The 21,799-nt window shown below is 64.2% G+C and carries 18 protein-coding genes; 11 read left to right on the top strand and 7 right to left on the bottom strand.

What is annotated here, in order from left to right; genetic code table 11:
• The first annotated feature begins 28 nt into the window (after positions 1-28).
• Positions 29-1,609, top strand: a complete 1,581-nt coding sequence (locus J2T57_RS11595) for a peptide chain release factor 3 (protein ID WP_253478265.1) — start codon at positions 29-31, stop codon at positions 1,607-1,609.
• Between the two features lie 27 nt (positions 1,610-1,636).
• Here the strand turns inward: J2T57_RS11595 and J2T57_RS11590 are convergent, their stop codons facing one another.
• Positions 1,637-2,845, bottom strand: coding sequence for a TraB/GumN family protein (locus tag J2T57_RS11590; protein WP_253478264.1), 1,209 nt, complete (start codon positions 2,843-2,845; stop codon positions 1,637-1,639).
• 128 nt (positions 2,846-2,973) lie between these two features.
• Between J2T57_RS11590 and J2T57_RS11585 the strand changes: the two genes are divergently transcribed.
• The gene (locus tag J2T57_RS11585; RefSeq protein WP_253478262.1) at positions 2,974-3,786 is read left to right on the top strand and encodes a M90 family metallopeptidase; all 813 of its coding nucleotides are present in this window, start codon (positions 2,974-2,976) and stop codon (positions 3,784-3,786) included.
• 18 nt (positions 3,787-3,804) lie between these two features.
• Here J2T57_RS11585 and J2T57_RS11580 read toward each other — a convergent pair whose 3' ends face one another.
• Positions 3,805-4,323 carry an ATP-dependent zinc protease family protein gene (locus J2T57_RS11580; protein ID WP_253478260.1) on the bottom strand — a complete coding sequence of 173 codons (519 nt, stop codon included), beginning with the start codon at positions 4,321-4,323 and terminating at the stop codon, positions 3,805-3,807.
• Positions 4,320-7,259 carry a sensor domain-containing diguanylate cyclase gene (locus tag J2T57_RS11575; protein WP_253478258.1) on the bottom strand — a complete coding sequence of 980 codons (2,940 nt, stop codon included), beginning with the start codon at positions 7,257-7,259 and terminating at the stop codon, positions 4,320-4,322. The genes J2T57_RS11580 and J2T57_RS11575 overlap by 4 nt, the downstream gene beginning before the upstream one ends.
• A gap of 180 nt (positions 7,260-7,439) precedes the next feature.
• Here J2T57_RS11575 and J2T57_RS11570 point away from each other — a divergent pair, with 180 nt between their 5' ends.
• The 4 genes from J2T57_RS11570 to J2T57_RS11555 all read left to right on the top strand — a co-directional run bounded on the left by J2T57_RS11570 (position 7,440) and on the right by J2T57_RS11555 (position 14,185).
• Complete coding sequence (locus J2T57_RS11570; protein WP_436262694.1) at positions 7,440-10,943, top strand: FAD-dependent oxidoreductase; 3,504 nt, start codon at positions 7,440-7,442, stop codon at positions 10,941-10,943.
• Positions 10,944-11,038: 95 nt separating this feature from the next.
• A complete protein-coding gene (locus J2T57_RS11565) occupies positions 11,039-11,293 on the top strand; it encodes a tetratricopeptide repeat protein (protein WP_253478254.1) in 255 nt (84 codons plus the stop codon).
• Between the two features lie 120 nt (positions 11,294-11,413).
• The gene (mgtE, locus tag J2T57_RS11560; protein ID WP_253478252.1) at positions 11,414-12,787 is read left to right on the top strand and encodes a magnesium transporter; all 1,374 of its coding nucleotides are present in this window, start codon (positions 11,414-11,416) and stop codon (positions 12,785-12,787) included.
• Positions 12,788-12,802: 15 nt separating this feature from the next.
• Complete coding sequence (locus tag J2T57_RS11555; RefSeq protein ID WP_253478250.1) at positions 12,803-14,185, top strand: DUF4139 domain-containing protein; 1,383 nt, start codon at positions 12,803-12,805, stop codon at positions 14,183-14,185.
• A gap of 43 nt (positions 14,186-14,228) precedes the next feature.
• Here J2T57_RS11555 and J2T57_RS11550 read toward each other — a convergent pair whose 3' ends face one another.
• The gene (locus tag J2T57_RS11550; protein ID WP_253478248.1) at positions 14,229-14,750 is read right to left on the bottom strand and encodes a shikimate kinase; all 522 of its coding nucleotides are present in this window, start codon (positions 14,748-14,750) and stop codon (positions 14,229-14,231) included.
• Between the two features lie 98 nt (positions 14,751-14,848).
• On the opposite strand from J2T57_RS11550, the gene J2T57_RS11545 reads away from it, so the two are divergent.
• Together J2T57_RS11545 and J2T57_RS11540 are read left to right on the top strand one after the other, a co-directional pair.
• Positions 14,849-15,415 (top strand): YajG family lipoprotein, encoded by a 567-nt coding sequence (locus J2T57_RS11545; protein ID WP_253478246.1) that lies wholly within the window; start codon positions 14,849-14,851, stop codon positions 15,413-15,415.
• Positions 15,416-15,453: 38 nt separating this feature from the next.
• Positions 15,454-16,200, top strand: a complete 747-nt coding sequence (locus J2T57_RS11540) for a DUF3108 domain-containing protein (protein ID WP_253478244.1) — start codon at positions 15,454-15,456, stop codon at positions 16,198-16,200.
• A gap of 10 nt (positions 16,201-16,210) precedes the next feature.
• Here J2T57_RS11540 and J2T57_RS11535 read toward each other — a convergent pair whose 3' ends face one another.
• Positions 16,211-17,023, bottom strand: coding sequence for a metallophosphoesterase (locus J2T57_RS11535; RefSeq protein ID WP_253478243.1), 813 nt, complete (start codon positions 17,021-17,023; stop codon positions 16,211-16,213).
• Between the two features lie 97 nt (positions 17,024-17,120).
• On the opposite strand from J2T57_RS11535, the gene J2T57_RS11530 reads away from it, so the two are divergent.
• A complete protein-coding gene (locus tag J2T57_RS11530) occupies positions 17,121-17,999 on the top strand; it encodes an AEC family transporter (RefSeq protein ID WP_253478241.1) in 879 nt (292 codons plus the stop codon).
• Between the two features lie 7 nt (positions 18,000-18,006).
• Here J2T57_RS11530 and J2T57_RS11525 read toward each other — a convergent pair whose 3' ends face one another.
• Both J2T57_RS11525 and J2T57_RS11520 read right to left on the bottom strand, forming a co-directional pair.
• Positions 18,007-18,813 carry a DUF2182 domain-containing protein gene (locus J2T57_RS11525; protein WP_253478239.1) on the bottom strand — a complete coding sequence of 269 codons (807 nt, stop codon included), beginning with the start codon at positions 18,811-18,813 and terminating at the stop codon, positions 18,007-18,009.
• On the bottom strand, positions 18,806-19,447 hold the full coding sequence (locus J2T57_RS11520; protein ID WP_253478236.1) for a DUF1326 domain-containing protein: 642 nt from the start codon (positions 19,445-19,447) through the stop codon (positions 18,806-18,808). Before J2T57_RS11520 ends, J2T57_RS11525 begins: the two co-directional genes overlap by 8 nt.
• Positions 19,448-19,584: 137 nt before the next feature.
• Between J2T57_RS11520 and J2T57_RS11515 the strand changes: the two genes are divergently transcribed.
• On the top strand, positions 19,585-20,280 hold the full coding sequence (locus J2T57_RS11515) for a winged helix-turn-helix transcriptional regulator (RefSeq protein WP_253478233.1): 696 nt from the start codon (positions 19,585-19,587) through the stop codon (positions 20,278-20,280).
• A 113-nt stretch (positions 20,281-20,393) separates the two neighbouring features.
• A complete protein-coding gene (locus J2T57_RS11510; protein WP_253478231.1) occupies positions 20,394-21,782 on the top strand; it encodes a PhoH family protein in 1,389 nt (462 codons plus the stop codon).
• Positions 21,783-21,799 lie beyond the last annotated feature (17 nt).

Below are 21,799 nucleotides of genomic sequence, written 5' to 3'. Positions count from 1 at the left end.
CAAGCACCGTCCAGTGACCAGGCATTCCATGACCAAGCTATCCGACGAGGCCGCCCGGCGGCGCACATTCGCCATCATCTCCCACCCCGATGCCGGCAAGACCACGGTGACCGAAAAGCTGCTGCTGTTCGGCGGCGCCATCCAGGTGGCGGGTACGGTAAAGGGTCGCAAGGCGGCGGCGCACGCCACCTCCGACTGGATGGAGATGGAGAAGGAGCGCGGCATCTCGGTCACGTCATCGGTGATGCAGTTTCCCTACAAGGATCGGGTGGTCAATCTGCTGGATACGCCGGGCCACGCCGACTTCTCCGAGGACACCTACCGGGTGCTGACGGCGGTGGATTCCGCGCTCATGGTCATTGACGTGGCCAAGGGCGTCGAGGAGCGCACCATCAAGCTGATGGAGGTTTGCCGCCTGCGAGACACCCCCATCATGACTTTCATCAACAAGCTCGATCGCGAGGGCCGCGAGCCCATGGAGCTGATGGATGAAGTGGAGGATATTCTCAAGATTCGCTGTGCCCCCATTACCTGGCCTATCGGTATGGGCAAGCGCTTCAAGGGTGTCTACCACCTGTATAACGAATCCATACACCTGTTCAGTGCCAGTGCCGGCAGCAAGGTATCCGAGGGCGAGATCATCCAGGGGCTCGACAGCCCCCGGCTGGATGAGCTGTTCGGTGATATGGCCGCCGAACTGCGGGAAGAGATCGAACTGATCCAGGGCGCCAGTAACCCCTTCGACAAGGACGCCTACCTGCGCGGCGAACTGACGCCGGTGTTTTTCGGATCGGCAATCAACAATTTCGGTATCCGTGAGTTGCTGGATGATTTCGTCGAGCATGCGCCGCCACCCCAACCACGGGAGGCCGAGCAGCGCGCCGTTGAACCAAACGAGGAGCCACTCACAGGGTTCGTCTTCAAGATCCAGGCGAACATGGATCCGAACCACCGTGACCGGATCGCCTTCATGCGGGTGTGTTCAGGCCACTTCGAGCGCGGCATGAAGCTCAAGCATGTCCGCATCGGCAAGGATGTGCGCATCGCCAACGCCATCACCTTCATGGCCTCGGATCGGGGTAACGTGGAGGACGCCTGGCCTGGCGACATCATCGGCCTGCACAACCATGGCACCATCCAGATCGGCGACACCTTCACCGAGGGCGAGGTGCTCAAGTTCACAGGTATCCCCAATTTCGCACCGGAACTGTTCCGCCGCGTTGTGCTGCGGGACCCGTTGCGCATGAAGCAACTGCAGAAAGGCATCGTCCAGCTGTGCGAGGAAGGCGCTTCGCAGTTGTTCCGCCCCCTGAATACAAACGATCTGATCGTCGGTGCCGTGGGGATGCTGCAGTTCGACGTGGTGGCGCATCGCCTGAAGGCGGAGTACGGGGTGGAGGCCAGGTTCGAGCCGGTCAACGTGGCTACGGCCCGCTGGGTCACCTGCGACGACAGCAAGATGCTGGGGGATTTCCGGCGCAAGGCCGCGGAGAACCTGTCCGAGGACGTGACGGGCAACCTGACCTATCTGGCGCCGAACCGGGTTAATCTGGACCTCACCCGGGAGCGCTGGCCGGACGTGCGCTTCATGGCCACCCGGGAGCACTGAGCCGTCTCGCCGGTCATGCGCCGGCTGTCAGCTGCCCACCAGGCGTTCGAAAATGCGGAAGCCGGCCACATAGGTACCCATCGCAGACCCCAGCGTCGCCAGGATGAAGACCAGTAGCGTGCGTGATACCCGGTTGCGCCACCAGCCCCTGGGTGTGGCCACGTCGTGGCGCAGGGTCGCGAAATGGCCCACCGTGGGTCGGCGCAGCGCGATCTCCACCCCGGCGGCGACGAAGCCGGCGCCAATGGTCGGGTTCAGCGACGTGAACGGTGCCGCGATGAACGTGGCAACCACGGTCAGGGGATGGGCCAGTGCGATGATGGTGCCGATGGCGGCCAGGGTGCCGTTGATCAGGAACCACTCGCCGAGCAACTGCATGCCAAGCTCGGTATTGCGGCTGAAGCCGATGGCGAAACCGGCAAGCACCAGACCCACCACGATCCAGGGGATGAAGCGCAGCCAACGGCTGCCCGGCGGCACCTGATCGAGCTGTTCGCGGCGCTTGTCGGGGTCGGCGGGCGCGGGCTCTCGCAGACGCTCGCCGAGTCCTTTCAGGTGACCGGCACCAATCACCACCAGTACATTCCGATAGCGTCCGTCCGGATTCTCTTCCCGAAGACGCAGGGCCATGTACTGATCACGCTCCGCGATCAGCGGTTGATAAAGCTGCTCGGATTGTTCGGCGAACTCGGTGAAGGTCGATTCCAGCACGTCGCCCTGTTTCAGGCGCTCGATTTCCTCGGCGCTGACCGTCTGCCGGGAGATCACGCTGGCGAGCAGGCCGGAAATCAACGTGAAGCGCTGCCACCAGGGCACGTTACGGTAGACCCGTCGCAGGGTGATGCCCACCTCACGGTCGATGAGCATGACCGGTAAGTCCGCTTGTCTGGCCTCCTCAATGGCGGCCCGCATCTCTGCGCCCGGCTCGATACCCGACTGCTCGGCAACGCGCTGTTGGAAGGCGCCCAGGGCGAGGCTTGCGGCAACCATGCCCGCCTTGCCCTGGCGGATCACCTGGAACAGGTCCAGGTTCGCCATGGCGTCCGGCTGCATCAGGCTCTGGTGCCGGGTGGCGCAGAGCTCGATGGCGACGGCGTCGAAGTCGCCCGAGCGAATCAGCGTCCGCACCTCATCCGCGCTGGCGCGGGACACGTGCGCGGTACCGAGCAGGGTATAGCGGCTCGATGCGTCTTCGATCAGCGTTCTTGGGCCCTGCTCTGCGGCGGTTTCGGTCATGCGGCCTCGCGACCAGTGATGGATGCAGGCGCTCGATTATCCACAAAGCCCGAGGCCGAGCCAAACAGTCGCTGTCTTGTGTCACCCGTCACTAGGGGTGACACTGCCGCAGTTATCTCGGCGGGGTGATGGGGCAGGGGAACATGCAGGGCCTGGTGGCGCGCCTTCGGAGTTGGCAACGACAGCGGGTGCTGCGCCGGGCGGCGCTGCCGGAGCCGCTGTGGCGACGAACCATCGAAGCGCTGCCGCTGCTCCATGGCCTGGACGACACAGAGCTGCAGCGGCTGCGGGAACTGGCCACCCTGTTCCTGCACCACAAGGAAATTCACAGTGTCGCCGATCTCGCCGTTGACGAGGCAATGCGCGTCACGCTGGCGGCCCAGGCGGCATTGCCGATCCTCAACCTGGGTATCGACTGGTACCGGGGCTGGACGACGATCGTGCTCTATCCCGGCGATTTCATCGCCCGGCACCGTTACCGTGACGAACTCGGTCTTGAGCATGAGGAGGAAGCCGCCATGGCCGGCGAGGCCTGGGAGCAGGGGCCCGTGGTGCTGTCCTGGGCCGATGTGGCTGACTCCGGCCGGCTGGATGGCTTCAACGTAGTGATTCACGAGTTCGCCCACAAGCTCGACATGCTCAATGGCGAGCCCAACGGTTACCCCCCGTTGCACCGGGACATGCGCGCCGATGACTGGGCAGAAGCCTTCAGCAAGGCCTTCGCGGATCTTGAAGCCCGCATTGAGCGTGGTGACGAGAGCCTGCCGCTGGACCCTTATGCTGCCGAGGAGCCGGCGGAATTCTTTTCGGTAGCCAGTGAGGCTTTCTTCGAGTTACCAGGCAATTTGCGGCAGGATTATCCGGAGGTCTATCGCCAGCTTGCCGCATTCTACCGCCAGGACCCGGCGGCGCGGCTATCGGGGCGCCCTGGCTGGTTGTAACCGCATTCCAGCGCCGGCTCAGTCGCCGTTCTCGCCTGCCTTGTCGGACATGCAGTCCGGTGCGGCGAGATATTTAGCGCCGGAGTCCACAAGAATCGCGTCCCGCATGAAGCTGCGGCCCACCAGCATCTGGTAACTCAGCCCGCCGCGGTCGGCCAGATTCACCTCGGTGGTTGCGCGGCGGCCGCCGAGACAGATATCCATTTCCACCACGTAGCGTTCGCTGCGACCCGACGCGCTGCGAATCCGCACTGTACGGCTGATCGGTTTCTCGTAGGTGTAGGCTTCGCCGTCGCCATTGGTGACCGTAAAGCGAACCCAGTCTTCATCGTCACGTTCGAAGGTCTCCAGCTCTGGTGCGTGCAATGAAGAGGTGTCTGCGCCGGTGTCGAGCTTGGCCTCGATCACCAGGTCGGCCTGTTCCAGGCTGACCTTCTCCAGCCAGCCGAGTATCTGCAAATCACGATTCTTGTCGGCCTGTGCCGCGAGGGGCGTCACCAGGCAGAAGCAGAGCGTGAACAGTGCTGTGCGGGTCATGAATTTGGTCCGTCCGTTCGCTGTATGCGGCTTTCGCCAGCCAGTTCGCCGACGTTCGTGTCCGGCAGGGGAGCGTAGAACTGATAGCGTGCGCGTCCCTGGGACTTGGCGTCGTACATGGCGGCATCCGCGGCATTGAGCAGGACATCCGCGCTGGCGCCGTCGCGGGGATAACGGGCAATGCCGATGCTCGCGCTGACTTCGAAACGCTGGTCCTGCATCACAATGGGTTCGGGGAGCTTCGACAACAGCATCCGTGCGATGTTCTCCACCGCTGCATCGTCGGTGGGTGGCATCAGGACCACAACGAACTCATCGCCGCCAAGTCGTGCCACCGTGTCGGTTTCCCGTACACATTGCCGCATGCGCTCGCCGACGATACGCAATACGCGATCGCCGGCCCGATGGCCAAGAGCGTCGTTGATGGGTTTGAAGTTATCCAGATCAAGGAATAGCAGGGCCAGAGTCTGGTTGGCGCGCTTCGCCTGGGCCAGCGCCACGGTCAACCGGTCAGTGAGCAGCGTGCGATTGGGCAGGCCGGTCAGAGCGTCGTGGGTGGCTTCGTGGCGCAGCTGCTCTTCCCAGCGCTTGCGGTGGGAGATGTCCTCGAGCACCAGCAGATAATGACTGATCCTGTTGTCCTGATCGCGAATCGCATTCACGGTCAGCCAGGCGGCGAATTCATCGCCATCCTGGCGGTGGGCAGTCACTTCCCCTTCCCAGTGCCCGCGACTGTGCACGAGTTCCCAGCAGTCATCGCCGAGCATACCCTCCGCCGACTGGGTGCGCAGATAGGCGGTGGGTCTACCGACTATGTCGCCCAGGCGATAGCCCGTGAGGCGCGTAAACGATGGGTTGCAGCGAACCACCTGCCTGTCGGCGTCGGCCACCAGCATGGCTTCCGAGGTGTTGTGGAACACGCTGGCGGCGAGTCTGAGCTGGTTTTCGTTGCGCTTGCGGTCGGTGATCTCGCGATCGATCACGAGTACCGTCTGTACCTGCCCGTCGGCGCTGTACTCCGGGATCGCGCGACTTTCGAAGTAGAGGATCTGGCCATCTGGCGATGCAAAGCGGAACTCCGTTGACTGGATGCCTTCGCCAGCAAAGACTCTTGCGAACTGTTCTTCCCAGATCTCGGCCAGGTCCGCTGGTACGCCCACCTCCAGCGCCGTCTTGCCTAGATGCTCCTCCGGTGTGATGCCGGAATAGCTCTCCACCGCCGGGCTGATATAGACGAAGCGCAACTGCCGATCCATGCGCGAGATGACGTCCGGGGAATTCTCCACCAGGGCCTGAAAGGCTGCTTCGCGTTGTCGCAGGCTGAGTTCGGTACGCTTGTGGCTGGTGATGTCGAAGGCCAGCCACAGCACCGTGACCCGCTCCGCGGCGTCGTGACCGAGCGGCACGACCCGCGCCTCCACCCACTGCTGGGTGTGGTCCGGGCCATCCACCGAATAGACCAGGGTCTGCATGCAACCTCGACCCAGGGCCTGCTCGATTATCGCCAGGCAGCGGTCTGCCAGTTCGGCGCGCATGGTGGCAAGGAGATTGCGCCCGATCATGCCCTGGGCATCGCTGAACAGTTGGCTCTGGGTGCCGCCGAACGCGTCCAGGCACTGTCCCTGACGGTCGAGTACGAATGCCACGTCCGGCAGCGCCTGCATGAGCGCGGCCAATCGGTCCCGGCTCTCGGTCAGCGCGCGCTGCAACTCCTGGCGTTCAGTGATATCGGTGACTGTCGTGAGCGCTGCGGGTTGCCCGGCCCATTCGATGAGACTGGTGTTGAGCCGGGCGGTGAACAGGCTACCATCAGCGCGACGCACGCGGACGTCATTCTCGGTGAACTGTGCCTCGCCGGACATGCGTTGGCGCCGGGCCTCAAGGAGCATGGGCCGATCGTCGGGATGCACAACCTCGACGATGGCGTGCCCTTCCAGTTCCTCCGGGGCATGGCCGGTCAGTTCTGCAAGGCGCGGATTGATGTAGCGGAACTGTCCCGCCTGGGTGATACAAACGCCATCGGGCAGGCTCTGGATGAAGCTCCGATAGCGTTGTTCGGAGACCCTCAGGGCCAGCCCCTGGCCCAGCAGGCGCCAGCTCATGCCGCCCGCCACCAGGGCAAAGGCATAGCCGAGCACGGCCCAGGGGCTGTTTTCCATGGCGGTTGCGCCGCCCACCGGTGTACCCGCCATCTCCCAGGCTGCGCCCGGTAGCCGAATCGTCAGGCGCTGGGTGTCGCTGTTGAACAGACTGGATTCCCCCAGAATGATCTGGCCCGTGGTTTCATCCCTGACGGCGACGTCCAGAATGCGGTTGTCCTGGCCAAGCCCGGCCGCCTCGGCCAGTGATTCCAGGCGGATAATGGTGGTGACCAGACCCCAGTAGACTGGCTGCTCGCCATCGCGGGAGTAAACCGGGTCGCGCGTGGCGAGGGCCCGGCCGCCCTGCACCAGATCCACCGGGCCGGTGACCACCAGCTGATGGCTGCCCATGGCCAGTTCCACGGCGGTGCGCTGCTGTGGCACACGCATGAAATCAAGCCCGATGGCGGCCTCATTGCCCGCCATGGGGTGCACATGGGAGATGACGTTGCCCGGCGCGAATGCCACATGACTGACGTGGCGGCTGCGCCGCAGCAGATCGTCCACCAGGCGGTTGACCTCGTCGGTACTGAACGACGGGTTGGCGGCCACGTAAGCCGACAGCCCATAGGTCAGGAAGATCGTGGTATTGAGTTCGCTCTCGAGTTGCGCCCGTAGGGTTGCCAACTGCTCAAGCAGCAGGGAGTCCGCCTCCTGCTGCCGCTGCTCGCGCGCGGTTTGCTCCACCCCCCAGACCAGTCCGCTGATCAACGCCGCCACCAGCAACCCGGCGATCACGGGCAGGGCCCATAATGCCTTGCGCAATTGCTCCACCGCTTCGTCTACCCACCTCATTGAAAAGGTATCCCATGGTAACGGCGGGGGGAACTGCTTTTCCCATGCACGGTCTGTGTTTTTCCCGCGTCGGCGACGTGGCATTCTTGCTTCGCAAACCCGCCCGCCCGCTGCGTCCCGGCGACGCCTCTCGCCCCACCTCCGGTCGGGGGCGGGCGATCCACTGCTAATAGGTGCGTCATGACCATGACTGAGCTTCCCCCGCTGGACGGGATGGAATTCTCCGCCCTGCTGACAGCCGAGGGAGTGGCGCAGCTCGATAGCCGCTTTGTTGGCCATCTGCAGGCCACCGCCCCGACCTTGCACGGCCGGCTTTTGCGTTATCGAGCGGGGGGGGTCCAGGGGCGGCCGCTGGAGGTCAGTGGCCTGCTGCTGGAGTTGGCGCCTGTGGTAGAAGCATTTCTTGCGTCAGCACTTTTCGGGATCGAGGCGGAACTCGATGCGTTGCGCGCCGAACATCGCGGCCATGATCCGGTGTTCGCATTCAAGCGGGAGTGGGTGCAGAAGCGTGCGCGGAAGTCCCGCGACGAATCGCAATGGACCTTCGCAGAACTGGAGTCCTGGCTGGATGGAGTCCTTGCGGAGTCGGGGCTCGACGACGGCGATCGGGAGTTGGCGGTTGCCCGGTTTGCCAGTGAGCTTGACCCCAGAGCCGCCGACGATGAGCGCAGTATCCGATTGCTGCAATGGTGCAAGCTGGCACTGACCGATCCGCAGGCCATGGCCGCGGTTTCTGGGTGGAGCAGCTTTCGCCTCCCGGGCAAGATCGATCATGCCAATCTGGTGCCCATGCAGCGGGATGACAGCGGCGAGGCGGCGCGGCTTCGGGCCAGCCCGGAGCGCTGGCGCCTGCGGGACGGCTTCGAGTTGACCGATCGCCGCATGAGCCGCCGTGCCGTGCAGTCGGAGGTGGACTACTGCGTTTACTGCCATGAACACGACGGCGACTTCTGCTCCAAGGGCTTCCCGGAGAAGAAAAAGCAGCCGGAGCTTGGCTACAAGGTTGACCCACTGGGTGTCACGCTGACCGGCTGTCCGCTGGAAGAAAAGATCTCCGAAATGCACCTGCTCAAGCGTGACGGCCACGTGATCGCCGCCCTGGCCGTGGCCATGGTGGATAACCCCGTGGTGCCCGCCACCGGCCACCGCATCTGCAACGACTGCATGAAGGGCTGCATCTACCAGAAGCAGGACCCGGTGAATATTCCGGAGATCGAGACCGGGGTGCTCACCGACGTGCTCTCCCTGCCCTGGGGTGTGGAGATCTATGATTTGCTGACCCGCTGGAATCCCCTGCGCGCAGAGCAGTATTGCCTGCAACCTTGGAACGGTCGCCGGGTGCTCATCGCCGGCATGGGGCCGGCGGGCTTCACCATGGCCCACTACCTGACCATGGAGGGCTGCGCGGTCGTGGGTATCGAAGGGCTCAAGGTCGAGCCGCTGCCGGAAACACTGCTGTCCCAGCCAGTGCGGGACTGGAGCAGCCTGGAGGAGTCCCTGGATGAGCGCATTCTGCTTGGCTTCGGCGGTGTCGCGGAGTACGGCATCACCGTGCGCTGGGACAAGAACTTCCTGAAGCTCATTTATCTGACGCTGCTGCGCCGCCCCACCTTCCAGGTAGCCGGCGGAGTGCGCTTCGGCGGTACCATCACTCTGGAGGATGCCTGGGAGCTGGGCTTCGACCATGTCTGCATCGCCACCGGGGCGGGGTATCCCCGGGTCATTCCCATGGGCAACAGTCTGGCCCGGGGCATGCGCCAGGCCAACGATTTCCTGATGGCGCTGCAGCTCACCGGCGCCGGCAAGACATCCTCCATCGCCAATCTGCAGGTGCGCCTGCCGGCGGTGGTCATCGGGGGTGGTCTCACCGGTGTGGATACCGCCACCGAAGTCCAGGCCTACTACATCAAGCAGGTCGAAAAGACGCTGGATCGCTATGAGCGCCTGGCAAAGGAGCAGGGCGAGGAGAGTGTTCGCCGGGGCCTGAATGCCGAGGATGGCGAGATACTGGACGAGTTCCTGGCCCACGGGCGGGCGGTTCGCGCCGAGCGAGAGCACGCCGCCGCAGAGGGCCGGGCACCGGACTTCGTCACCCTGCTGCAATCCTGGGGCGGGGTGACGGTGGCATACCGCAAGGGCATGAACGCCTCACCGGCCTACGTGCGCAATCACGAGGAACTCATCAAGGCCACTGAAGAGGGTCTCTACTACGCGGAGGGTCTGGATCCGATCCACGCCGTGCTGGACGACCATGGTCACGTCAAGGAGGTGATTTTCCGCGAGATGGAGAGTCGCGAAGGCCGCTGGTTCGCAACCAACCGGGAAACGGTGATACCGGCCCGTGCGGTGCTGGTGGCCGCGGGTACCGTGCCCAACACCATCTACGAGCACGAATACCCGGGTACGCTGGAGATGGACGGCAATCACTACCGGACCCATGTGGAGCATGCCCAGGGCCTGCAGCCGGTGGAGCCGGCGGAGCATGTGAAATCCGAAGAGGTCGGGCCATTCACCTCGTATTCCGATGATGGTCGCACCGTCAGCTTCCTCGGCGACACGCATCCGGTATTCAACGGCAGCGTGGTCAAGGCCATTGCCTCGGCCAAGCGCAGCTACCCCGATGTGATGCGGGCCTTGTCCCACCTCTCCGAGCCCGATCGCGCGGAGGAGGGCTATCGCGGGTTTCGCGCGCAGATGCGGGACCTCTTCACCGCCACGGTGGTGGAGGTGGACCGCTCCAACCCGGCAGTGGTGGAACTCTGGGTTCGTGCCCCCATGGCGGCACGAAAGTTCCGCCCCGGTCAGTTTTTCCGCTTGCAGACCTTCGAAACCACGTCACCGGTGGTTGAGGGTACCCGGCTGCAAGTGCCGTTGATGACGGTCAGCGGCACCGGCATCCGTGGTGATGAAATTCGCCTGATGGTCCTGCAGTGGGGGGCGGCCCCGCGGATTGCCGGGCGCCTGCAGGCCGGCGATGAACTGGTGCTGATGGGCCCCACCGGTGCCGCCACTGAGATGCCGGACGGCGAGACGGTGCTGGTGGTTGCCGGCCGCTGGGGTGCGGCGGTCATGCATGATATCGGCACCGAGTTGCGGGCCCGGGGGAACCGGGTGCTGTATCTCGCTGCCTTCGGCCAGGCTTCCGATGTGGATCACCAGGATGAACTCGAGGCCGGCGCGGACCAGGTCATCTGGGCCACCGCCCGCGGTCCGCAGATCGTTCCAGGTCGGCCGCAGGACGTGTCAGTTGAAGCCACCGACATGGTGGCGCTGCTGCGGAGTTACGCCGATGGCGGGATCGGCCCGGCTGAAGGCGGCATTGCCCTGTCCGAGGTGAGCCGCATTATGGTCATGGGCGGCACCGGTCTGTTACGGGGGTTCCAGCAGGCGCTGGAGGGGTCGCTGAAGGACTGCTTCCCGGACAACGTCATGGCCGTAGGTACCGTAGGCAGCCCCATGCAGTGCATGCTCAAGGGCGTGTGTTCCCAGTGCCTGCAGTGGCAGCGCGACCCCGAGACGGGCAAGCGCACCCGGGCTGTGTTTTCCTGCGCCGAACAGGATCAGCCACTGGCCTGGATCGACCTGGATAACCTGGCCGCCCGGCAGCAGCAGAATCGCCTTGCGGACCGCCTTACCGGACAGTGGGTGGACCACGTCCTGCGGAGTTCCTCCGCGGCCTGCTAGAATGAGCAGGCGATGTCCTGCAGGGATGCGGGTTCTATCCCACGCGCATCCCGGACAGGCCGTCCCGGTACGCGCGCAAGCTGGAGCCAATATCGATGAAGAAAATCCTGCTCAGCCTCGTTCTGATCATGTTTGCAGGTAGTGCGTTCGCCCATTCCTGCCCCCGCCTGATGTCGGAGATCGACGCGGTGCTGGAAGGTGACGAGGTCGAATCCCACATCGAGGCCGATGTGCTGACCGAGGCCATGAGCCTGCGCGAGCAGGGCGAGGCCTATCACGACGACGGCGACCATGACCGTGCCATGGAAGCCCTGGAAAAGGCGCTTGAGCTGCTCGCCATCGAAGGTTGATCATTACTTCGGGTCCGCCGCTCCCGCGAGCGGCGGAGCGCCCACTTCCTCCTGCTTTCTCGTCCAGTGCACCGGATCGTTCCGGGCTCTGTTCCGTATTGACCGCAGTCGGGTGCCCGCATGGAAGACCGTGAAGAGGTGCTGGACCTCAAGGAGTCGCTCCAGGAGCTGATCGATGCAGAGTCCTGGTCCGACCTGACCGAGGAATTCGACAACCTGCATGTGCAGGATATCGCGCTTGTGGTGGGCGATCAGGCGGATGCCGACGCCCGCTGTCGTGTCTACCGCCAGGTGCCCAAGGAACGCTGGGTCGCCACGTTTTCCTACCTGCCGCCCAATCAGCAGGAAGAGCTGCTGTTCCGACTCAACAATCGGGAAGGGCGATTCATCCTGCTGCATTTGCTACCGGACGATCGCACGGCGCTGCTGGAACGCCTGCCGCCGGAGGATACCGAGCGGCTGCTGAAGCTACTGCCGCCGGCGGATGTGAAGCTGGCGCTACGGCTGCTGAACTATCCCGAGGAAAGCGTCGGGCGATTGATGACGCCCCACTATACGGCGGTGCGGCCGGACTGGGCCATCGCCGAGGCCTTGGCCCACATTCGGCAGGAGAGCCGCAAGGGCGAGACCGTCAATACCATCCTGGTCACCGATGAAAACGACGGACTGATCGATGCCATCAAGCTGAAGACGTTCCTGTTGGGCGAGCCCGAGGATCTGGTGGACAGCATCCGACCGGGCTACTTCGTCAGCGTGGAAGCCTCCGAAGACCGGGAGGCCGCCGTACGCGCCATGCAGCACTACGATCTTGAAGTGCTGCCGGTCACCGACCGCGACGGTATCCTGCTGGGTATCGTCACCGTTGACGACGTGATGGACGTGGTCCAGGAGGAGACCACCGAAGACTTCCAGAAGATGGGTAGTGTCGGCGCCTTCACCGATAGCCTGCGCAACGCATCCCCGGCCCTGCTGTATCGCAAGCGGGTGGGGTGGCTGGTGGCCCTGGTGTTCATCAACATCTTCAGCGGCGCGGCCATTGCCGTGTTCGAATCCACCATCGAGGCGGTGATCGCCCTGGTGTTTTTCCTGCCCATGATCGTGGCCAGCGGCGGCAACGCCGGCGCGCAGGCCTCCACACTCATGGTTCGCGCACTGGCCACCGGGGACGTGGCGGCGCGGGACTGGCTCGCCCTGCTGCTGAAGGAAATCGTGGTGGGTGTTGCCCTGGGTTTGACCATGGGGCTGGCGGTCTCGTTGATCGGCCTTTGGCGGGGTGGACCCGAGGTCGCCCTGGTTGTGGCGTTGGCCATGGTCATGGTGGTGATCATGGGGTCACTGGTGGGCATGTTGATGCCGTTCATACTCAGCCGCATGAATCTCGATCCAGCCACTGCCAGTGTTCCGCTCATCACCTGTATTGCGGACATCGGCGGCATTCTGATCTATTTTTCCGTGGCAACGGCCTTGCTGACACTGCCGCCCCCAGGTGCCTGAACCGGAGAATCGTCCATGTCCACAGCCCGTGCCCTGTTCGTACTCCTCTGTCTTGCGGCGGGCTCTCTGAACGCTGCAGAGGATGCCGCCCTGATTGACAGCGATGGAGACGATCGCAACGGTCTGGCACTGACGCTCTACCAGAATGGCGCCACCCTGGTGGAGGATCGCAGGAGCATCGCTCTGCAGAGCGGAGTGACCACGCTGCTGATGGAGGACGTCAGCCCCTTGCTCCTGCCCCAGAGCCTTCGCCTGGAAGCCGGTGATGGCGTGCGGACGCTGAGCCACCGGCTGCAGCTGCCGAGCCTCGACGCCGGCAGCCTTGCGGATGCGTACCTGGGTGAGGATGTGATGCTGGTCCGTGATCTTGCAGGTGGGGGACAGCGCAGTCGACCGGTGCGCTTGCTCGCCCGGGACGGCGACACGCTCATTATTCGCGACGGTGACGGCGTGGAGCCGATCCCCGCCTCGTCCGGCTGGCGTTTGCGCGTGCCGGGTCTGCCGCCTGAGAGTCGGGGTCGCACCGCCCTGCTGCTGGAGGTCGAGTCCGCAACGGCGGGCTCGCGGGATGGCCGCCTGCTTTACCTGACAGAGGGCCTGGGCTGGCAGGCGGACTACGTGCTTTCCATTGACGGGGATCAGCTCTCGGTAAAAGCCCTGGCAGGGATCGACAACCGAACCGGCCTGGCATTTCCGGATGCCCACGTGCGCCTGGTGGCCGGGGACCCTGCGCGTAGCGCTGGTCCGGTGGCCCGGAGCATGACCCTTGAGGATGCGTCTGTGGCCGATGTCGGTGTCGGCGACTATCGGCTCTACGAGTTGCCGGAGCCGGTCACTCTGGGGCGCTCGGAGCAGGTCCACCTGCCGCTATTCCAGGTGGCGAACATCCCGGCCCAACGGGAGTACCGCCTGGTGGGTAATGCCTGGGGACCGCAGCGGACCGGGCCTGTGGCGCAGCCGGTGATGGCGCGCCTGCGCCTGGATACCGGCCCCGACGGCATCGCTCGTGCCATGCCCGCGGGCACCGCCCGCGTCTACGAGACCGATCCACGCTACGGTGCGATTTTCCTCGGCGAAGACAGGGTGCCGGCCACCGCCGAGGGCGGGCATGCGGAACTCTCGCTGGGCATGGCCTTCGACCTGAGTGCCACCCGCCAGCAGACCCGTTACCGCCGCCTTGATGAACGCTCGGAAGAGCAGGGTTGGCAGATCCGCGTGCGTAACACCCGCGACCGCGACGCCAGCATTCGGATCATCGAGCAGATGCCTGGCGACTGGACTCTGCTGGAATCAAGCCAGGATCCGGATCGCAGTGAACCGGGCCGTGCAATCTGGACGCTGAACGTGCCTGCCGGCGGAGAGGCTCAGTTGCGCTATCTTGCGGAAGTGCGCCGCTGAGCATGGGTGCGGCACTGGTAACCGCGTAGGCCGCAGCCGGGTATCATTCGCGCGTGCTCAACAGCCTGGCGATGTGCTCGGCCTGGGCATTCGGATCCCCCTCCTCTAGCGGCACGATCAGGTCGGCATGCCGCAGGTAAAAAGGGCGACGCTCTTCCCAGAGCGCAGACAGCCCGCCAGACTGGCGTTGCAGCAAACCGCGGTCACTCCCGCAGCCCACCCGTGCCTGCAGTATCTCCAACGGCACGTCCAGGAAAACCACAGGTCCCAGTCGTGCGAGATGGGCCATGGCTTCGTCGCTGTAGATCATGGACCCGCCTGTGGCAACCAGTGTTGGCTCCGATGGCGACAGCCCCAGCCCGGTGGCGGACTCCAGACGGGCGAACGCCGCCGGACCGTGGGTATCCATATAGGTCTGCAGGCTCAAGCCTGTTGTCGACTCCATCCGCTCATCGGTGTCGATGAACGCCCGGCCCAGGCGTTTTGCCACCGCCCGACCCAGCGTCGATTTGCCAGACCCCGGCATTCCGATGAATATCGGATGGCTGTTCGCATCCAGAATCATTCGAACTCCACTAAGCCCCCACCTGAAGAGCCTTGCTACGTTACACTGGAGTTCACGCCAACAGTAAGCACCATATGGCCGACAACATGGAGAATCGCATGAACCGACTTGCCCTCGCCGTTGCCCTTGCGGGCGCCATGATCCTTGCCGGCTGTGCGCAGACGGGCCAGCAACTGACGCTGGACCCCCAGCCCCGCTCCGAGGGTGCCGCAGTCGGTGACGGCGTGACGGTGACGGTCAGCGGGCAGGATGGGCGAGAGGAGAGCCGTCTCGGCGTGCTCGAAAACCGTCGCCAGGGCGACGCCGAACTGACCACCGACCAGGATCTGGGGGAACTCGTGGCGGCGGCTGTTGCCGACCTCATCGAGAGCCGTGGCTTTCAGGCGGGAGACAGTCAGCGTCGGGAACTCGCCGTTACCGTGAACCGCCTGGAGCATCGCGTCTCCAGCGAGGTACCAAGGCGTGTCGAGACCCGTGTTGAACTGGCTTTCGAGGCGCGTAACGGAGACCGCCGCCTCAGCGGTCGCAATCGGCATGCCCGCAGCGACCAGGTCAGTGGTCGGCCCAGCGCCGAGGAGAACGCCGCCTACATCGATGCCACGCTGGCCGGCGGGCTGGAACGACTCCTGACTGACGAGTTGCTGCGTTTCCTGGCCCAGCCCTGACCGCCTGGAGTGGGTCGCAGCGGAGTGTGGAGAATTCAATGCGCAACGGATTGATTGGTGCGGTTGTGGCGGTCCTGTTCCTGGGGCCGCTGTGGCTGACTGCGCCGGCCGCCGATGACGCCGCTCCGGCCGCTGACATCCCGCAGTTCGAGGCCGAGTACGAGTTGCGTCGCAATAACACGCGGGCTGCTCTGCTGATGCGCAGCCTGCGTTGCGATGGCGGCGAATGCCGGTTCCAGTCGGAGGGCCGCACGGTTGGCCTGGTGGACCTGGTGCTGCGTGGTCGCATCACCGAGTGGACCAGCTTCTCCCTGCAGGATGATGGCACGTTGCGGCCCCGCGAGTACTACTACCGGCAGCAGGCCCGCGGTGGCAACAATGAGTACGCGAGGTTGTTCTTCAACCCGGACAGCGGTCGCGTGTCGAGCCGGGGGGATCTGCGCTGGGACCAGGATGTCGAGGGCGAGGCCATGGACGAACTGTTGTCGCAACTTCGCCTGATGCTTGCCGTTCGTGCCGGCGAGACCAGCATGGAGTTCTCGGTTGTCGATAGTGACGGCGAACTCGACAGCTACGAGTTTGCGGTTGTCGGAGAGGAGTCGGTGTCCACGCCTGCGGGTACCTTTCAAGCCGTGAAGGTCGAGCGGCGTGGCGGTTCCCGGCGGCGAGTGACCACCATGTGGTTTGCCCCGGAGCTTGAATACATGCCCATCGTCGTTCGCCAGGAACGGGTCGGCAGGGAGACCTTTACCGCCACCCTGCAGGAGTTGCACCGGGCTCCCTGAGCGGGTTTGCTCAACGGCTGGCGCCTGTTCCCACCCAGGTTTTCGGACGCAGCTCGAAGCGATGATACTGCACGCCGCCTGCTCCCGGTTCCGCCAGGGTAATGGCCGACTCGTTCCACTCGCCGGTCCAGCCGTAGACCAGCCCGGTATCCAGGCAGACGTGGGATTGCCTGATCCTGACCTCCTTGCCGGGCGTATGCCCACAGAAGACCGGTGAGAGGCCCTTCTGCCAGGCGCGCTGGATCAATGGCTTGCGGGTGAACAGGGATCGGGACCACACCAGCACCGTCGGATCCAGTTCCGTCCAGGCGTCCTCCAGGCGCTTGTCGGTCCAGCGCCTACCCAGCAGGTTCACCGGTAACTGCGCATGAACGACGTGGTAGTCGACTGCCTCGTCGCCCACCCTCAACAGGTGCGGCAACCCGGCGGCGCGGCGCATCAGTTGCTGCAGCGGGGCATTCTCCGCCCAGGGCCAGCAGGCGTCCAGCCATTCACCGCCGACGGCCATGTGCAGCCGCGCCGCCTGGGGCGTGCCGCCTTGCAGGCCATCGCCGGCGTGCGCCAGCATGGCAGCCTCGTGGTTACCCAGCACGGCATGGAACCAGGGCTCATCTAGCAAGGCCAGGCAGCGCAGACTTTCCGGACCCCGGTCCACCAGATCCCCCACGGAGATGAGTCGGTCCCGCGCCGTGTCGAATTCAACGGCAGTCAGGGCCTGTTCCAGCGGTCCATAGCAACCGTGCAGATCGCCCACCACGAAGTCCCGCCCGTGCCGGTTGGCGGGCAGGACGGCCCTGCGAATCGCTGGTTTGGCTGAATTCATCGGTATCCGGTGTCAGGACGTGGCAGACTATGCGGCTTTTCCGGGTCGGGGACTTGCTCCCGTACCCCCCGCATCTTAACGCGTTTGGACATCAGGCATGCTTCAGCAGTTGATCAATGTCGTCGGCCCCGTGCTTGCCTGTATTGCACTGGGCTGGGCCTGGGCGTGGACTGAGCGGCCGTTCGATACCCGTGGCGTGGCCGAACTGGTGACACTGGTAGGCGCGCCCTGCCTGGTGTTCTACACCCTGTTGAACATCGAACTCGACGGCGGCTTGCTGGTGCATCTGGGCCTCGCGACCCTCGTCCTGCTGGTTGCATTCAGCATGGTCAGCGTTGTGGTGCTGCGGCTTGCCGGTCTTGATGTGCGTACCTATGTACCCCCGTTGATCTTTCCCAATATCGGCAACATCGGCTTACCACTCTGCCTGTTCGCGTTCGGCCAACAGGGCCTCGCCCTGGGTGTCGTGATCTTTGCGGTGATGATGGGCTTCAACTTCACCGTTGGCATCTGGCTGTACTCCGGCAGCCGTTCACCCATGCCGTTGCTGAAGTCGCCGCTGATACACGCCGTGTGGATTGCCGCGGTGATCCTCTGGCAGGACTGGCACGTGCCGGTGGCCGTGATGGAGACCACACGGCTGCTGGGCGAGTTCACCATTCCGGTGATGATGCTGACCCTGGGGGTGTCGCTGGCGCGCATGCGGGTGACCCGACTGCTGCCTGCCGTGCTGCTATCCCTGCTGCGCATTGCCATGGGCGTGGTGCTGGGCTGGCTGGTGGCGGAGCTGTTCGGACTGCAAGGCACGGCCCGCAGCGTCTTCATCCTTCAGGCTGCCATGCCGGTGGCGGTATTCGCCTACCTGTTTGCCGTGCGTTACCAGCGCTCGCCGGAGGAAATGGCCGGCCTCGTGGTGGTGTCCACAGTGATCTCGCTGGCCACGCTGCCGTTATTGCTGCTCTGGCTGATGCCTTGATAGCGGTCTAGCCGGTAAGCAGCAGCCAGCCGCCGGCCACCATCAACGCAACTCCGAGGCTGCGGCTCCACCAGTGACCAGCGGGAATGGCTTTTTCCAGGAGCACGCAAAGTGCCAACCCGGCGATCCAGAGCAGGTTCATCACCCCGCCGACGAATAGCAACAGCATCAGTAACCAGCAGCAACCGAGGCAATAGGCACCATGTCCCATGCCCAGCCGCAGAGCACCCCATGCACCCGGCCGCCAGTGGTTCGCCAGATACTGCGCGGGTGAGCGGCAGTGCCGCAGGCAGGCCTGTTTAACGGGGGTCAGCTGATAGAGTCCGGCGGCAAGCAGAATACCGGCGCTGATCGACTGATTGTTGACGAACATGCCCGGCGTCAGCAGCCCGGCGTGGTTGACGGCCCAGTGCAATCCGGTGGCGGCGAGGCTGAATGCCCCCCAGCACAGCAGGTAGCTGGTGGTAAATGCCACGGTGGGTAGATGGGGGCCCGCGGCGTCGTTCAACCGGCCTCGATTCACCGTGGCGAACAGCAGGATCATCGGGCTTGCGCCAGGCAACATCATGGCGACCATCATCACCCACCACATGAAGAACATCATCACCGCATGGCCAGTGGTCCACGCCATTGATGCCTTGGGCATGTCCGACATGGGCATGTCCATGTAGACCATGTGGGTCATCTCCAGGATCGACATGCCCATGCCGGCGCCGACCAGCAGATAGGCCCAGCTGGCCAGGATCACCCCCACCAGCAGCACCAGCGATATGCTCCTGTCCCGGCAGTGCCGCCTCTTCAGGGCGTCAGCCATGGGCGACACCCTGAGGCGTCCACACGACTCTGGCAAGGTGGGCATGGCCCTCGGTCCACTCCAGTGGGATGCGTGCCTGTAGTGTCTTGACGGTGGAGCTGGCGTATTCGGCCTCGTGGTACTCGAAGCCGTGGGGCAGGGTGACCCGGACGCGATGGGCCTCGCCAGACACGGGGTTACGGATCGGCTCGCCGGTTCCCTCGACAATATCCGGAATGGATATCCGTCCTGTTCTTTCGGTGACGTCGGCCTCGAACGCGATCTGCCGCACGATGGGGTCGTAGTAGGTGTCGATGGTGTTGCTGAATACGTTGAAGATGGTCGCCCCGGGTTCGGTCTCCTCGCCCCTGAACAGGGCGTTGACTGCCCGGCGCTGGTCTTCAGTGGTTGCCTGATCGACGATCAGGTGGGCTTCTCCCCGACCCTCATGAATCGCGCCGGGCCAGGCCAGCAGGCCCACGAAGATCACACCATCCAGGGGCGTGGTATCCCAGTGACCCCTCTCAATCCGGAATCCCACCGCCGCCCGGCAGTGATCGTGAGTTGGTCTGGCGTTGAACTGGCACGGGCAACTGTAATCACAGTTGCAGGTGGTGAAGTCCAGCGCTTCGATTCTCCAGTCTGTGGTGGACATCGCTGCCTCCTCCCCGGCAATGCTGACCACGAAAATGGTTCCAATTCCTGGTTGGGGAAACAACTCAACAATCTGTAGTAGTTGATCACCATCGAAACACGGCAATAATTTCCCTGAATCCTGGTCGGGTTTTTCTCATGAAAGGATATGGTCAGTTCTGCCCGCTTGCCCTGGCTTCCGAGATCGTCGGAGAACGCTGGACGACCCTCGTGATCCGCGAACTGATGCTCGGTTCGCATCGGTTCAACGAAATCCATCGTGGCGTGCCGCGCATGTCCCCCACGCTGCTGACACGACGTCTCAGGACCCTGGAAAAGGCGGGTATCGTGGAGCGTCGGCGCAGCGGCGGGCGGACCGAGTATGTTCTGAGCGAGGCCGGCGCGGAGTTGGCCCCGACCCTGGAGAGTCTGGCGGTGTGGAGCAAGCGTCGGCTGCCGGCCACGCTGAGCGAGGACAGGGCCGACCCGGATCTGGTGATGTGGGACATGCACCGGCGGATGCATCTGGAGCGGATGCCGCACACACGCACGGTGATTCAATTCGAATTCACCGATCAGCCTGTGGTGAAGCGCTTGCGCTGGATTATCGGTGACAGCTCGGGGGTGGACTTGTGCATCACCGACCCGGGTCTCGATGCCGACCTGTTCGTAACCACGGATAGCGGGACCATCACACTGGTCTGGTACGGAGACCTTCCCTTGCGCCGGGCGCTCACCGACGGACAAATCAGGCTCCACGGCCCGCGCCGCTTGTGCGAGGCGTTTCCCTCCTGGCTGCAACTCAGCTTGCTGGCCGACATACCACGCCGGCGGCCCGCCGCGACGGAAGTCTGATGCGGTACACGGTCTTCAGCCAGCGCATCCAGGCAGTTGTGGCGCGATGCAAAACGGCGGGGTAAGCTCCAACGTGAGGCCGGCTGGAAACCGGCCCGTAACCCGGAGGTGCCATGGTCAGGATCGACAAGAAGGCGCGCCGCGCCTACGTGCTCGATACGAACGTCCTCATCCACGACCCAGCCTGCCTGTACAAATTCAAGGAACATGACGTCATCATCCCGATGACGGTGCTCGAAGAACTGGATCATCTCAAGCGCGGCAACCATGACGCCGCACGCAGCGCCCGCCAGGCCTCCCGTAATCTCAGTGCACTGCTCGATCAGGTGGACATGAGCCAGGTGGCTGGCGGCGTGCCGCTAGGTCGGGATGGCAGTGGTGGTCGGCTTCACTTCCTGATGCCCGCCGAGGGTGAAGAGAGTGCCGTCGGCCTGGACGCCGGCGTCCCGGACAATCGCATCATTGCCGAAGCCCGTGCCGCCCGGAAGGCCCGTGCCGACGAGACCGTCATTCTGGTCAGCAAGGACGTCAATCTGCGGGTCAAGTGCGCCGCGCTGGGCATCCCCGTGGAGGACTATCGCAACGACCGGGTGCTGGATGATATCGACGCCATGTTCTCCGGTGTGCAGGCACTTGGCTCGGCCTTCTGGGAGCGCCTGGGTGCCGACATCGAATCATGGCAGCAGTCCGGCCGGAGCTATTACCGCGTGCAGGGTGAGGTCGTGCAGCAGTGGATGCCTGGCCTGCTGGTCTGCGAACACGAGGAGGGCGGTGGCTTCGAGGCGCTGGTGCGCAGCGTGGAGAACGACACTGCGGTGCTGGAAGTCTGCCGTGATTTTCGCGCCGAGCGCCATGCCGTGTGGGGCGCAAACGCCCATAACTCCCGGCAGAACTTTGCCTTTAACATCCTGCTCGACCCACAGATCGATCTCGTCACCCTGGCGGGACCTGCGGGTACCGGCAAGACCTATCTCGCCCTGGCCGCCGGGCTGCACCAGGTCTACGAGGAACGGCGTTTCGAGCGGATCATCGTGACCCGGGAAACCATCCCCATGGGCGAGGACATCGGCTTTCTGCCCGGAACCGAGGAAGAGAAAATGGCGCCCTGGATGGGCGGCATACAGGACAATCTGGACGCCCTGCTGCGCACCGACGACAGCTGGGCCGGGGCGGCCACCAAGGACATGCTGGCCGGCCGGGTGCTGTTCCGTTCCCTGGGATTCATGCGCGGCCGGACTTTCAACGACACGTTTCTTATCGTCGACGAGGCCCAGAACCTGTCACCGAAGCAGATGAAGAACCTGGTCACCCGGGCCGGGCGCAACACAAAGATCGTCTGTCTTGGCAACGTCAACCAGATCGACAGCCCCTATCTCACGGAAACATCGTCGGGGCTGACCTATCTCGTGCAGAGTTTCCAGCCCTGGGAGCACGCGGCCCATGTGACCCTGCAGGATGTGGAGCGCTCCCGGCTCGCCGTTGCGGCCGAAGCGCTCCTGTAGACGGTGTGACGGCCCGC

Origin of the sequence: Natronocella acetinitrilica (assembly GCF_024170285.1) — a bacterium.
Taxonomy (GTDB): domain Bacteria; phylum Pseudomonadota; class Gammaproteobacteria; order Nitrococcales; family Aquisalimonadaceae; genus Natronocella; species Natronocella acetinitrilica.
Note: the sequence above shows the minus strand (reverse complement) of the source record. Positions and strands in the feature narration are given on the sequence as shown.

Bases quoted from the DNA above. Each gene is read 5' to 3' on its own strand.
- J2T57_RS11595 (WP_253478265.1), top strand. From the start codon at position 29: ATGACCAAGCTATCCGACGAGGCCGCCCGGCGGCGCACATTCGCCATC.
- J2T57_RS11590 (WP_253478264.1), bottom strand. From the start codon at position 2,845: ATGACCGAAACCGCCGCAGAGCAGGGCCCAAGAACGCTGATCGAAGAC.
- J2T57_RS11585 (WP_253478262.1), top strand. From the start codon at position 2,974: ATGGGGCAGGGGAACATGCAGGGCCTGGTGGCGCGCCTTCGGAGTTGG.
- J2T57_RS11580 (WP_253478260.1), bottom strand. From the start codon at position 4,323: ATGACCCGCACAGCACTGTTCACGCTCTGCTTCTGCCTGGTGACGCCC.
- J2T57_RS11575 (WP_253478258.1), bottom strand. From the start codon at position 7,259: ATGAGGTGGGTAGACGAAGCGGTGGAGCAATTGCGCAAGGCATTATGG.
- J2T57_RS11570 (WP_436262694.1), top strand. From the start codon at position 7,440: ATGACCATGACTGAGCTTCCCCCGCTGGACGGGATGGAATTCTCCGCC.
- J2T57_RS11565 (WP_253478254.1), top strand. From the start codon at position 11,039: ATGAAGAAAATCCTGCTCAGCCTCGTTCTGATCATGTTTGCAGGTAGT.
- mgtE (WP_253478252.1), top strand. From the start codon at position 11,414: ATGGAAGACCGTGAAGAGGTGCTGGACCTCAAGGAGTCGCTCCAGGAG.
- J2T57_RS11555 (WP_253478250.1), top strand. From the start codon at position 12,803: ATGTCCACAGCCCGTGCCCTGTTCGTACTCCTCTGTCTTGCGGCGGGC.
- J2T57_RS11550 (WP_253478248.1), bottom strand. From the start codon at position 14,750: ATGATTCTGGATGCGAACAGCCATCCGATATTCATCGGAATGCCGGGG.
- J2T57_RS11545 (WP_253478246.1), top strand. From the start codon at position 14,849: ATGAACCGACTTGCCCTCGCCGTTGCCCTTGCGGGCGCCATGATCCTT.
- J2T57_RS11540 (WP_253478244.1), top strand. From the start codon at position 15,454: ATGCGCAACGGATTGATTGGTGCGGTTGTGGCGGTCCTGTTCCTGGGG.
- J2T57_RS11535 (WP_253478243.1), bottom strand. From the start codon at position 17,023: ATGAATTCAGCCAAACCAGCGATTCGCAGGGCCGTCCTGCCCGCCAAC.
- J2T57_RS11530 (WP_253478241.1), top strand. From the start codon at position 17,121: ATGCTTCAGCAGTTGATCAATGTCGTCGGCCCCGTGCTTGCCTGTATT.
- J2T57_RS11525 (WP_253478239.1), bottom strand. From the start codon at position 18,813: ATGGCTGACGCCCTGAAGAGGCGGCACTGCCGGGACAGGAGCATATCG.
- J2T57_RS11520 (WP_253478236.1), bottom strand. From the start codon at position 19,447: ATGTCCACCACAGACTGGAGAATCGAAGCGCTGGACTTCACCACCTGC.
- J2T57_RS11515 (WP_253478233.1), top strand. From the start codon at position 19,585: ATGAAAGGATATGGTCAGTTCTGCCCGCTTGCCCTGGCTTCCGAGATC.
- J2T57_RS11510 (WP_253478231.1), top strand. From the start codon at position 20,394: ATGGTCAGGATCGACAAGAAGGCGCGCCGCGCCTACGTGCTCGATACG.